Below are 13,238 nucleotides of genomic sequence, written 5' to 3'. Positions count from 1 at the left end.
CGTCCTGCGAGACCTTTTGATAACCCGCTCCCCTACGCAGATATACTACAGCCTCCCCCTATAATCACTGCTATAGCTATGAGGATTCCGGGGGTCCCTTTTTTGTCAACATTCGAGCGCCGCGTCTTGGCACTGATGGGTATTCGCCGCGAATTTCATGAATTATCGCTGCGCCTGCGCGTTGCACTGAGCCAATTGCCGCTGCTGCTCACCGTCCTCATCGCACTGCCCCTGGTCGCAGCTGTGAGTCCGCAAACGTTCCGCGAGGATTATTTTCAACTGGGCCTGGTGCTGCTGGCCGCGGCCTCCTCCGCCTGCCTGCTCGTTCCCTGGCAACGGCTGTTCCATCCCGCCTACTGGGTAATTCCCCTGCTGGACTTCGCCGTGATCTGCTGCCTCTATAACGGCGGAAGGACAGCTGTCACCGGTTTAAGCCTGCTGTGCGTGTATCCGGTGTTTTGGCTGGCGTGGTCAGGCACCTCGCGCTGGATCGCCGGGCTGCTGAGTTTTTCCGGCACCCTGCTGGTGGTGTGGGCGCCGCTGGTTGCCGCCGGCCAAACCTCGCTCAGGGATTTGGCCAGCCCGATGCTGATTCCGTTTGTCATGCTGGGGATCTTTTGCACCGTTGTGGTGGTGGAGCAGGACACCACCGCTCAGCACACGAGGCTGCTCGCCGCCGAGAACAGCTTGCAGGGCAGCCTGCAGGAAAGCAGGGTTCACTCGCAGCTGCTCAACGGCGTGCTGGAAACCGTCGATGTCGGCGTCATGGCCCTGGACGCCACGGGCCGGACCATTCTGATGAACAGCCGGCAGCGGATCAACCATGCCCTGGCGGGTCTGGGCGGCGACAGGGATCCGGGCGGCGGTGCCCTGATCTTTGGACTGGACCAGGTCACGAAGTTACCCCATGCCCAGCGCCCGACCCAGCGAGCGATGCGGGAAGAGTCCTTCTCCGACGTCATCGTCTGGGTGGGAACCGGCAAAAGCCAACGTGCGCTGGCCGTCTGCGCCCGCGCACTGCGCGATCACGGCACGTTTGCCGGGTCGGTGCTCGCCTACAGCGACGTCACCGACGTGGTCAATGCGCTGAACGCAAAGGAGGACTTTGTCTCCAGCGTCTCGCACGAGCTGCGCACTCCCCTGACCTCGATCATCGGCTACCTCGACCTCGCGCTCGACGACGCTGACGAGCAGCAACTGAAAGGTCCCGTCCGCACCGGCCTGCTGGTGGCCCAGCGCAACGCCGAGCGGCTGCTCACTCTGGTCTCGGATCTGCTGACCACGGCCTCGGGCATCATCGCCCTGACGGAGGCCGACGCCGATCTTGCCGAGCTGGTGCACACGAGCCTGGACTCCGCGGCAACGCGGGCCGAGGTTGCCGGCATCCGGCTGCTTTGCGACGTTCCCGATTCCTTGCCGGTGCGGGTGGATTCCGGCCGAATCCTGCAGGTGCTGGACAACCTGCTCTCCAACGCCATCAAGTACTCCCCCGACGGCGGAAAAGTCACCGTCCGAGCCTGGGCCGAGCCGGGCACGGTGGTGCTGGAGGTCGCGGACAACGGCATGGGCATGAGCCCGGACGATCAGCTGGAGGTCTTCACCAAGTTCTTCCGCACCGGTCAGGTCAAAAAGGCCGCCATCCCCGGCGTGGGCCTCGGACTGGTGATCACCAAGTCCATTGTGGAGGCCCACAGCGGGAAGATTTCCTTCGAGTCGGAGTTGGGTGTGGGGACGGCGTTTCGGGTGGAGCTGCCGCTGAGCAATTCTCCCCCGTAACTAGCGGCCCTGCCAGCGGACAACATACGGGGACCGGGATCTTGTGACGCACCGTGCAATGAACTCAGCGGGTAAAAGCCAAGCGGCCTTTCCAAATTACTTTCTGTGCCAGAAATTCGAGTCGGCGAACTGCGGTTGCCTTCGGTACCCGCCAACCGAATCCCTCTTCTCGCGCATGCTCACACGGAGCACACCAGCCACAGGCCTTGCCAGAAAGGGTCGGACAGTGACAGAACCATGTTTCATTCAACACATCCAGGAAACCGTACTCACGGGCGTTCGCCATCATGTCAGCCTTCGTCATGTCCAAAATTGGGAAAAAGAACCTCTCGAAGAGCCGAAGGGGCTCATCGCCGACATCTTGGCCGAGCGTATAAAGGCCCGGGCCTTCTACCGGAACGATATAGTCCATAAGCATTTTCGTCGGCCGATCATCAGCCTTTAGCCCGAGCTCGAACTCCACATTTTCAGCCGACGCCAGGCGGGCAAGCCATTCATACTGCTTGCCGAGGTACCCGCGGGCAAACAACGTGTCGTATTTTTCCGTAATCGTGGAATCTGTGGGAATGTCCTTCCTTCGACGGACTACTAGGGGCCCAAGCAGTTCCCCAGCTTCGGAGTCCTTGCTCGCGATGAGTTCTCGTAACCCAGCTAGTGTGCGAAGCTCTACTGCCGTTGATCGACGGTTCTCATCCATCACATACCACGGCGAGACTGGAATCCGCTGTTTCAAGACCAGATCTGCAATACGGTAGGTAGAGTCCCAGCCCGAAGTCCAAAGCGTGTTGACGGGAGACTGTTCCATGTAAACCTCATGTCTACTAAATCGAGCGTGTACTACTACTCATAAGACAGTATCAACAGGACCACTGAAATCCTTTTTCAGTGCACGATCGCAAGTGTTACAGGGTGGTTTCACACGCTTCGAGAACGAAAATCTGACCGGCTATTTGGTGTGCTGAGGATGCTGGCTCTAAGCTGGGATACGGGATGAATAGTGGAGTTTCTTCTGCCGTCCTATACGCCTGCGGAATTACGATGAGTGGCGACGTCTGACGGCAGGGCGGATGACCTCCCGGATGCGGTGCCAATGCCAGGGAGAAGAGAACTTGAAAGTCTTAATAGTTGGTGACCCTCCCGGGTCTGCGGGCGGCATAGCCCAAGTTATGACGCTGATAAGGGCTTGGTGTGAGGAGCAGGGCGAGATTGAAACCAGATTTCTGAATCCGCTCGGCAAGGACGCCTCAACTGGGCGACTAAATGTCGGTTCCTTCTTCAAAACCATGTCATGGATGGCATTCGGCCACCCGGACGTGGTCCATTTGAACACCGCTTCTCGCGGGAGCACGTATCGCAACATAATAATTGCTGGCGTCGCGCGGGGACTTGGTATTCCATATGTGATACATCTTCATGGTGGCGGCTACCCAGGTTTTATTAGCTCACTGAGCCATCGTCGGGCACGACTAGTTCGTTTATATTTCCAGGGCTCATCCAGAGTGATCGCTCTGACTCCTAGCTGGAGCCACTTTGTTATGGAAATCCTTGGTGTCAGTTCAGAGCAGATTTCGGTGATCCCGAACGGAACAGCGAAGCCCAATATCGATGGAACCGGCTCCTCCCGCAAGTCACTAATTCCTACATTCGTTTATGCTGGGAGATTGAGCGTACCAAAAGGTGTACCGGAGCTTATGAGGGCATTCCAAGAGTTATCCAAATCGTCTGAAGCCAAGCTCATCGTCATAGGCGGCTCTGCCGACAACGAAGTAGAGGCTCTATTGAACGATGCCCCACCTAATGTTATCCAATTGGGTTGGCTGACTAACAGTGAAACGCTTACCACGATGTCAGAGGCATGGGCGGTTGTTCTACCGTCACACTTCGAGAACATGCCGCTGACGGTCTTGGAAGCTATGTCTGTTTCGACGGCGGTTATAGCCACTGACGTCGGCGGAATTCCCGAGGTAGTTCGGGAAGGAATCGACGGGCACCTGGTGCCACCAAGAGATGCAGGAGCCCTAGCCAAGACGATGCTTGCCCTTTGTGATTTCGAGAAAGCCCTGAAACTCGGTTCGAATGGACGAACCAATTGGAGTAAAAGTTATTCGAGCGATCGCATGGCAAAAGCAATAACTGAACTGTGGCGCCATGAGACTAAATAGCGTCTTTACTCGTGGCATAGGAGTACTCATCGTGCGAGTTTCCGGTGCGGCTCTTCAGCTGGTATTAGTTGCACTTGCCGTTGCACTCTTCCCTATTGGTGACGTAGGGCAGAACGCAATTCTCTGGAGCGCCGCGGTCATCGCAAGAGTCGGTGGGACATTAGGCCTCGACCTTTACATCCTCCGCGAGCTACCGTCCCTATGGGACAAATCGCAACCAGAATTTGGTCTTCGGTGTAAGAGTATTGTCCTGAGCCTAGTCAAAATATTACTTCCCTTAATCTTAGTGGCCCTCAGTGGCGGGCTTTGGTTAGCACATTTTGAAAAGTTGGAGCGCGACCTGGCTATAGCGCTGCCTGTGGTGCTGCTTGCTTCGGCCGTACAGCGCCTTTGGTCCTGCCAGCTCCGTGCACGGGGCCAACTGATGCTGGGGCAGACTCTCGACGCCATTGCATTACCCCTTCTCGCGATCGTCTTCCTGCTCACGACCTGGGCATGGGCGCCACATTTATTCATCGTTGGACAGTGCACATCCATCGTTATGATTTCGATTGTCATGTTCTTCATCTTGCGTCGCGATTGGCGACACCCTGGAAAGTTGCGCACTCTGACATCGAAGGAGTGGAAGGACGTCGCTCCGCTGGGCGTTGGATCCGGCCTGAGCGTCTTGGCTTCTCGTGCGCCAATAATGTTCGTAGGCGCCTCATCAATCTCCCAAGCGGCGTCCTTCGAAATAGGCCAGAGGGTTCATTCGGCTGCGACCTTGGCGTCAGCATCCGCGACAGCAGTACTCTTTCCCCGCGTCAAAGGACTGATAGACCGAGGCCAAACAAAACAGCTATTGCGCGAACTTGCATCGTCTGCAGTTCTCGGGCTAATTCCTGCGCTTCTCATATTGGCTGGTCTTCTCGTTATTGGAGCCGATAGAGCCGATTCATTGTTGGGAAATGAGTATTCAGGCGCGTGGGCCACAGCGGTAATTCTTAGCATTGCGGCGTGCATTAATGCCATAACAGGTTTGTGCCACGGAGTCTTAGCAATGGCTAACTCAACTAGGTCCTTTTGGATGATTGCAGCCACTCAAGCTGCCATCACTTTTGTTTACGGAATCTTTTTCTTCGACGGGCAAGCCGAGCATATGGCTATTTTTGTTCTTTCCGCAGAACTTGCCCGGGGTATAGTTCTCGCCATCATAACCAGTCGCTTGTTCAGAACAACTGCACAAGTGTCACCCAAAATACTTGAGGAAGTCGTATGATTAAAAAAGTTGCAAGACAAACCTTTTACCAAGCCCTGAGATTCTTTCCGATCCCGGTGAAGAGAAGGCTTATCTATTTCCGCGCATACGGCCGCCTTCCGAACCTTCGGATGCCGGTTTTGTTTTCTGAAAAAATTAACTGGAGAATAGTGTTCGATCGACGTGATTCCATTGCCTTCACGTGCGATAAGGTCAAAATGAAGGAGTACGTTTCTTCTATTGGTACGTCTGTTCTGATACCTAAAACACTGTGGCACGGACGCGACCTCGCTGAGCTTGATCAGCATGACGTCAGCGTTCCTTGGATCTTGAAGCCAAATCATAGTAGCGGCCAGGTAATTATTGGCCGAGAAGTAGCGCTAGATGTCCCCGACATAAAACGAAGGACCAAGGGATGGCTGAAGGACTTCAATTACAGTGTTCTCGGCGAGTGGGCATACTGTCATGCAGATAAAAAGTATATTCTTGAAGAGATGATCGGCGATGGTTCATCCCCCCTTCCGGACTACAAGTTTTACGTGTTCGATGGAAAGGTAAAATTGATTCACGTCGATATCAACCGTTTCGGCAGCCCAACCCGCCGCATGTACTCCCCAGATTGGGAACCGCTTCTCTATCACAACAGCATTCCCTTGGGGCCTATCGAGACTCGCCCCTCGAACCTTGACGAGATGATCAAGATAGCATCCGAGATTGCTTCTGGTTATGATTTTATGCGCGTGGATCTCTACCGACACGCTGGGGACATTTGGTTTGGTGAGATGACTCCTTATCCTGCCGGGGGCGCAAAGCCTTATCGTCCTAAAGAAATAGACAAGATTCTGGGCGACTTTTGGACCTTGCCCTCGGTATGACGTCGGCATCCCTCCTGCCCTAATTAAAACCACACGGTTGCTGAGCGTGCGCTGAGCGTGCTAGGGAGCTTCGACCGGCACGTTCAGCTTCCTCTGCGAATAGAGACATCTGGGTCTATGCGCAGGGCAGCGGACAGGATAATCGCTTCTAGTAGGCACACCGTGGCTGTCTTAGAACAGCCCAGGCCGGCTTTCATGATGTCCCATTGACGGGCTCTGGTTCTGACGTTCGTGGCCAAAGCGTTTGCCCGGCCGACCGGCCGTGGCATGGTCTGGGTACGAAGCCCGAGCATGCGGTGAGGGCAATGACTTTGTCCTCAGGACGGCCGGACCAAGTGGACGCGAAGTGCGGTATGGGATGATGGCCCACCGTCTCCGCTCCGCAGGGCTGCTGATCCGCCAAACAGCGGTTCAGCCGAAGCCACCCAGACCTGACGCTCGCTACCGGTATCTACTGGCCAGTTTTCGCTCTGTACCGGTGATCACCGAAGCACCCAGGACTCCGAGTCGCGGTCACCGGATAGACAATGAGTTTCGTCAGGCACACTCGCTGTCTAGTGGGGATCACAGTGGCATGGGCTTGATGGTTTCCCCTAGCCCTTACGATCCTCACCTGTATCTGCCCGGAGACACGGCGATTTGCACTTTTGCTAGCCAATCGCGACGCCCTCAAATGCTACGCGTAGACCGGCACCACGCTGCATGCCATGGATAAGCGCCTTTGACCCGTTACACCACACAGTCGACACTCACTTCCCGCCTACTGAAGCCGGCATTAGCTCACGCAAAGCGGGTGCGATCATCTCGCCGTACTCAATAGTTATATGCGCTCTGTCAGATTTCGTTGCCACACCTCCGGCGAATGCTGGGCAAGCACGATCAACACAGTACAGAGAGCGGCTATCTATGAAGGCCCAATTATTCGCCGTCGCCATTCGAGACTCAGAACTAAATGTCTCCGACCATGAACTCGGAATAGAAGAAACGCAATCCGAGGGAGAACCTACCCGGTTATAACATTCCTTCGGATCTTTATCAGAGGGAGGAGCAGCTACGAATATAATATTGTCCACGTCAGTAGTCAAGGAAGTTGCAGCCTCTCGAACTGTGTCTGACCACTGACTAGGCGACATGGGAGCGTCTGCCCCTAGTTTTGTCCTCGGGGCGTAGCTATTTGCGATAAAAACAGCCTCGGGCTTCAAATCATGAACTGTTCGAACACTTTCCTCGTTACGTTCAGCGCAACCCTCCGTGATAGCAGGGTCTGGATTGTCAACAACAACGGAAGAAAAAGAGCACCCATACATGCCGTAGCTGATAACTTTCCAGTCGTTGCCGAGCGCTTTCTGAATAGGATTCGCCATCGTCAGGGCTATAGAGTCACCCATCACGATCGCTACGTGTGAAGCATCGACAGGGCCTAGAAAGCAGTCTTCCAGACTTATTGGGCCAGGATCGCCACAGGAGGCTATCGGACTTGGTGCCTGAGCTGAGTTGATCGCTTCGTCCATGGTCGGTTCCAATATGGGCCAAGAATCTGCCTGTAAAGCGGTTGAGAGCTCTGCCTGCAAAGCCGATATGCCTGCTGGTAACTCCTCCTCAACGCGGGCCTCACTAATCGCGGTTCTTGGAACAAAATGATTGTCCGAAGCGGAAACTACATGTGGTGGAAATACAAGTACGAAAGTCACGAGTGCAACTGTGAGAACACAGATAAATCCAAACACAGAGTGCACGAAATTTTTACTCATAGTGGATGGATGCTGAAGGACGCCAATGCAACGCTTCCGCCAGTTTGGTTTCCGCAAAGGGTCCTCGACCAGATGATAACAGGAGACAGCGCAAAACAACATAAGGACTATACTCAGCGCGTAATAGGTACTCCCCTCGTCCAAAATCTGCAACATAAAGACGATTACTGGAAAGTGCCAAAGGTATAGAGAGAAGGATATATTACCGAGGTAGCCGCTTACCCTGTTAGTAAAGACAAAAAGACCGCTATGAGGCACGCTCCCGGTACCAGCTGCGATCAGCACCGCCGTGCAGACTACAGGAAATAAGGCAGCTGGTGCCGGAAAGGAACTTGCCGAGCTAATAACAAAAACCGAAAGCAACAGGCCAAGAGCTGCGGACCGAGCTAGGGGCGTTCGGTACTTATGCGGGATGTTAGCAAGTTGTGGCATGAGCACAGCCAGAAAAGCACCGACACCAAGCTCCCAGGCACGCGAGAGGGTTGAAAAATATGCGATGCCCGGACTCGACTGAGTCTCGTGTAAGGCCCACGCGAATGACAACGCCGACAGCAACACAATGGAGGTACCGACCACCAGACGCACGGAGCGGGGGTTTCGCCTCCGATCACCCCGGAGAAAGACAAAAAACGAAGCAACCATGATCCATGGCCAAACAAAATAGAACTGTTCCTCGACGGACAACGACCAGTAATGCTGCAGGGGGGAAACGGGCCCATCTGCCTGGAAATAATCTGTCCCAGCGAAAGCAAAACGCCAATTTGCTGAAAACAAGGCCGCCCAGAAGCCGTCAATAAGCGTTTCGGCCGAACGGCTCGCGTTAAAGATCAGCTTGGCTGCAATAACAGTGACTATTAACACGAGTAAGGATGCAGGCAAGATCCTCTTGATACGGCGGAGATAAAAGTCTTTCAACGAGATCCGGCCGGTGGACTCATACTGACGAATCAGTTGACCCGTAATCAGGAAACCTGATACTACAAAAAAAATATCAACACCGATAAAGCCGCCGGCCGGCCACTGTAATAGATGGTCCAAGATAACGACAACGACCGCAAACGCTCGGAGACCCTGAATGTCCGGCCGGAAGGATGGACTCGTCAGTACATTATGGGACTGATGGGGCTTATGCCTGCGAACAACTGCAAAATGGGACATATCTTCCAAACGGTTGAGGCAAACCAAATAACAGATTCGCACCGGGGCGGTGCCAGCAAACTTCCAAAACGGTGGACATTGTTACAAAAAGTACGGGCAAAATAACAACTGTGTGGTCACGGTTGCGGCGGAGCCTAAGCGTTCGCCTACGTTTATCCTAGCCGCCCAATAAATTCGTAGTTCTGAGATGGTTTGAGTCAAGCTATGACTTGATTCTGTCCTGTTTCGCGACCAGGACTATCAATCCTGTCGCCGTGTCTCGTGGCACAGTAGATAGCGAATCCCCAGACCATAGCAACTGTCGGTCGGTCCAGTACGACATTGCTCAGTACCATGCCAGCCAGAATGGCCAACAAGACCGCTCGACCCACGTTATTTATGGTCCGATAAACAAAACAGAAGTAACACACGACAGTTACAACTCCGAGGAGTCCAAACTCCATCAAGATGGTCATTGCATCCGAGTGGGCGCTCTTCTCGCTCCACCACCAAAGGGAAGTAGTGCGATAGTCGCTGTACGCGCCACCTCCGATAGCCTTCGTTACTATGTCGCTTTGAATGAATATCTCAATACGTTCCAACCACGCAGCTAGACGACCAGACCCAAGCGAACCGACTCCTAATGACTCGACGTCACCACCCTCCACCTGTGTACTGTCGCGCCAGGCTGCACCTAAAGGAAGTAATATCGCTGCAACGAGACCAATCCATTTCAAGCTTATGTTGTAGTGCTCAAAAGTCCTAGCAGCAAAGAAAATAGCCAGCATAAGTAGAGCAGTCGTAACACCATAACCAATTATAAGGATTGTCCCGACAATGCAGAGAGGGATTCTAACCTTCATTCGCCATGGGGAGCACCAGAGGATTATTACTAAGGCAACCATGGTAAGAGATGAACTATGAACAGCGGTCTCACCCGCGAAGAATGGGGTAAACCTGACTACCCCTGAATAGCTGAGGGGACCAGCCGTCAAAGCAACAAATGCGGCGTAGGCCACAATTACAGCCGCACCAATTGCCACGGTCGCGCGGCAATCCGGGACTCGCGCAAATGAAAAAACGCCCAATGCACTTAGAGAGATACAATACCGTACCAGGGCGCCTGTTTCTCCGGCAGACCCTGCGAAATATAGGATAGCGCTAATGCTGAGTAGGACGCCAATAAGAACAGACAGCACTGCAGCGAATTTCATCTGAAAGAGGGCGACAAAGAAGACAAGTCCACCAAAGAACGCCGAGGTTCCTAGAGAAAGCACGCTAGCCAAGGATGAAGAATTGTTATAAGAAGCGATATATGCGCATAGGCTCCCCCAGAGGGACAGAAGCAAAAGCGTACTTAAGGCGTCCGGCTTCCCCTCAGGCTCGTTCACCAGTGTCAAACCGTCACTGAATTGGAGCTTGCTCCTACTACTCGTACGTTTATTCAGGGTCATCTTGATCCAGTCGCTTTATACTAGTCCGGCCGATGCGGAAAAACCTAAGGGGTGAGAGGTGGATCACCGCGAGCAACCGTGGGGTACAACTCGCCTTTAGAAACTGTCCGACGGGACTCGTCCAGACGCGGTAGCGAAAGCCATAGCAGCCTCCAACGTGCTCGTCGAAGGAATTTCAAGGTTCAACTCATGCGCCAGGCCTCTCCGAGTTAGCTCGCGAGTGATCTGTTCCTGGTGGTCGTCGACGTGTTCGCCGAACTTCTTCAATCTGGTGACCATCACGGGAGTCTTGCCTAAGTCCATGATCCGCATCGCTGAGCCGACGCCTGAATGCGTTATAACGACATCAGAGCACTCAACCTGTGTGTCGAACTGGGTGGCGTCCATCATTTCCGTCGCAAATCCACGAACATCGGTTCGATTAGTAGCACCAAGCTGCCAGACGATCTCATGCTGACCAAAGGCACTTTCAATGGCGTCAACGGCGCGATCGAAACGGTACGGCCTTATAGTTCCTAGGGTTACAAAAATTTTTAGCGTTTCTTTTGCGGGAATAGTTTTTGGAGTCAATGAGTAATCGTCCAGGACAGAAGGGCCCAATTTCCAACGCTTTCCCGCCCAACCAGCATGTTGCGTATATACCCGCGTCCCCGGAATTTGCGCAACTATTTTTCCTGAGAGGGATGGTCCGTCGAATCTCGATACGCTCTCAAGATAGTATCGACGCATACCAATCTTTGCAGCAGCAAGCATAGCCGGAACCGCTATTGCTGCACCTGTGCTGAATATCATGTCGTAATTGCCGCCCGCAAATGCATGCTTTAGCGGGGTCATGGCTTGGGCCGAAGCACGCCAATCTCGGGAAGCTATATAGGGCAAATAAAGTACGTTTTTTTCGTCTTGCAACAACGACTTTGATTGCTCATTTTCGAAAGTGACCCAGAGGGGGTCTGTAGCTATGTCAAGTTGAGGAGCCAAACGGTGCAACTGCGCCAGATGTCCTCCCGTAGAGGCCGCCAGCACGGCACGAGCCCTTTTTTTCCCCACGAACGCTGTCCCCTAACTGTTGGCCACAACTGGCCGAAGAATCCACTATAGGCGACACAGGCAAACATTCTCAAAAGCCAACGAAGATGGCCGGCTCTGGAGTCGCCTCAGATGCATCCTTGTCTCAATACTTTGTCCGTCGATGAGACAAACGAGGATCAAGTTTCTGCGAACTCTCAGCCTGACGATTAGGTTGGATCAGCAGCCTAGCCTAATCTAGCGTAGTCGATAGGTTGAAACGGGACGGTTTTCCTCGACGCAGCCTCACACTTTCGTAGCCTTGAAAGGTATAAGGAACTTTGGAAATACGCGAATACCTAAGGATACTGCGACGGAGCTGGCTGCTAGTTGTCGCGTCCGTTCTGATCGCAGTACTGATTGCAGCAGTGGCATCCCTCATTGCCAAACCTACTTACACTGCAACGACACAGCTTTTCGTATCCATACAGAACTCCGGCAGCGTCAGCGAGCTGCAGCAAGGGAACACTTTCACCCAGGCTCGTGTGCAGTCATATGTGAAGACCGCCGAGACTCCTGCGGTTCTCCAGCCCGTGATCGACAGTTTGGGCTTGGAGTCCACTCCTTCTGAACTCGCTTCTCAGGTCAGCGCCACTGCAGACCTAAATACCGTCCTCATCACAGTATCTGCATCAGCTCCGTCGCCAGTCGAAGCCGCTGCGTTGGCCCAGGCTGTTGGTGAGAGCTTGGTTGAAGTTGTCGTGGACTTGGAAGGATCAGGGCAGGGTGGACCTTCGCCGGTTAAGCTGTCTGTTATTACTCCTGCAACTGCGCCCTCTGAGCCATCTAGCCCCAATGTAAACCTGAATCTAGCCGTTGGTGCATTACTAGGCCTAGTGATTGGCTTAGGGATTGCCTTGCTCCGTTCTGTTTTGGACCAACGGGTACGGAATGAAGCCGATTTACGTAAGGTCACTCAAAAGCCCCTCCTTGGCGGTATCACCTATGATCCGGAGGCCAGCACGAGGCCCTTGCTTACGCACGTGCCTGCTCAAAGTCCTCGCGCAGAGTCCTTCCGTCAAATCCGCACAAATCTGCAGTTTGCTAATGTAAGTCGTAAGACCAGAACAGTACTAGTTACATCCTCATTGCCGGGAGAAGGCAAAAGCACTACAGCCACGAACCTTGCCATTGCGCTCGCTGAAGCTGGCGAGTCAGTCCTCCTGGTCGATGCAGATCTCCGCCGGCCGCGGGTCGACGAATACTTGGGGCTCGAACGAGGTGCGGGCCTGACTACTGCGCTTATCGGGCAAGCCAATGTGGACGACCTCCTTCAGCCATGGGGCGATGACGGATTGTTTGTCCTTACTGCTGGTCAAATTCCTCCCAATCCAAGTGAACTGCTCGGCTCTCGGGCCATGAAGGAGCTGCTCCTCCACCTGGAGTCGACGTTTGATGCCGTAATTATCGATGCCTCGCCCCTGCTGCCGGTCACAGATTCTGCTGTGCTTGCCCAGCAAGTTGGCGGCGTGGTTCTGGTCGTTGGGTCCGGCAAAGTCAAAAACGCAGAAATCCAGAAATCGATTGCTGCTTTGGATCTAGTAGACAGCGATATCCTCGGCGTGGTTTTCAATCTATTACCCACTAGCGGACCAGATTCGTATGGATATAGTTACTACTCCTACGCTTCCATGGAACCTGAAGTTAGTTCACTGCCCGGTTCCCGTAGAAATAGTCGGCGGAAAATAGCAGCCGATCCGAAACCGCGTCGAACAAATGGACCATCGGACACACAGCACAGTCTCTCTGGAAGTCTCGGCTGACAAGGATAGGAGCCTCGA

9 protein-coding genes are annotated in these 13,238 nt (G+C 53.9%); 5 read left to right on the top strand and 4 right to left on the bottom strand.

Annotated elements, in window-relative coordinates:
- The first annotated feature begins 102 nt into the window (after positions 1-102).
- On the top strand, positions 103-1,776 hold the full coding sequence (locus QNN99_RS14325; RefSeq protein WP_229967255.1) for a sensor histidine kinase: 1,674 nt from the start codon (positions 103-105) through the stop codon (positions 1,774-1,776).
- Positions 1,777-1,840: 64 nt separating this feature from the next.
- Here the strand turns inward: QNN99_RS14325 and QNN99_RS14320 are convergent, their stop codons facing one another.
- A complete protein-coding gene (locus QNN99_RS14320; RefSeq protein WP_229967253.1) occupies positions 1,841-2,581 on the bottom strand; it encodes a 7-cyano-7-deazaguanine synthase in 741 nt (246 codons plus the stop codon).
- Positions 2,582-2,942: 361 nt separating this feature from the next.
- Here QNN99_RS14320 and QNN99_RS14315 point away from each other — a divergent pair, with 361 nt between their 5' ends.
- From QNN99_RS14315 to QNN99_RS14305, 3 genes are read left to right on the top strand one after another with little or no spacing between them, the layout of a single operon-like run.
- A complete protein-coding gene (locus tag QNN99_RS14315) occupies positions 2,943-3,938 on the top strand; it encodes a glycosyltransferase family 4 protein (protein WP_229967251.1) in 996 nt (331 codons plus the stop codon).
- Positions 3,925-5,196: a lipopolysaccharide biosynthesis protein gene (locus tag QNN99_RS14310; RefSeq protein ID WP_229967249.1), complete on the top strand. Its 1,272-nt coding sequence runs from the start codon at positions 3,925-3,927 to the stop codon at positions 5,194-5,196. Before QNN99_RS14315 ends, QNN99_RS14310 begins: the two co-directional genes overlap by 14 nt.
- A complete protein-coding gene (locus QNN99_RS14305; protein ID WP_229967247.1) occupies positions 5,193-6,050 on the top strand; it encodes an ATP-grasp fold amidoligase family protein in 858 nt (285 codons plus the stop codon). Before QNN99_RS14310 ends, QNN99_RS14305 begins: the two co-directional genes overlap by 4 nt.
- Positions 6,051-6,799: 749 nt before the next feature.
- Here the strand turns inward: QNN99_RS14305 and QNN99_RS14300 are convergent.
- From QNN99_RS14300 to QNN99_RS14290, 3 genes are all read right to left on the bottom strand, one after another.
- Positions 6,800-8,959, bottom strand: a complete 2,160-nt coding sequence (locus tag QNN99_RS14300) for an acyltransferase family protein (RefSeq protein ID WP_269439229.1) — start codon at positions 8,957-8,959, stop codon at positions 6,800-6,802.
- A gap of 197 nt (positions 8,960-9,156) precedes the next feature.
- The gene (locus tag QNN99_RS14295) at positions 9,157-10,392 is read right to left on the bottom strand and encodes an O-antigen ligase family protein (RefSeq protein ID WP_229967244.1); all 1,236 of its coding nucleotides are present in this window, start codon (positions 10,390-10,392) and stop codon (positions 9,157-9,159) included.
- Positions 10,393-10,488: 96 nt separating this feature from the next.
- The gene (locus tag QNN99_RS14290) at positions 10,489-11,439 is read right to left on the bottom strand and encodes a glycosyltransferase (protein ID WP_229967243.1); all 951 of its coding nucleotides are present in this window, start codon (positions 11,437-11,439) and stop codon (positions 10,489-10,491) included.
- Between the two features lie 299 nt (positions 11,440-11,738).
- Between QNN99_RS14290 and QNN99_RS14285 the strand changes: the two genes are divergently transcribed.
- On the top strand, positions 11,739-13,220 hold the full coding sequence (locus QNN99_RS14285; RefSeq protein ID WP_229967242.1) for a tyrosine-protein kinase domain-containing protein: 1,482 nt from the start codon (positions 11,739-11,741) through the stop codon (positions 13,218-13,220).
- The last annotated feature ends 18 nt before the right edge of the window (positions 13,221-13,238 follow it).

This window comes from Arthrobacter sp. zg.Y820, from assembly GCF_030125555.1.
GTDB lineage: Bacteria > Actinomycetota > Actinomycetes > Actinomycetales > Micrococcaceae > Arthrobacter_B.
Note: the sequence above shows the minus strand (reverse complement) of the source record. Positions and strands in the feature narration are given on the sequence as shown.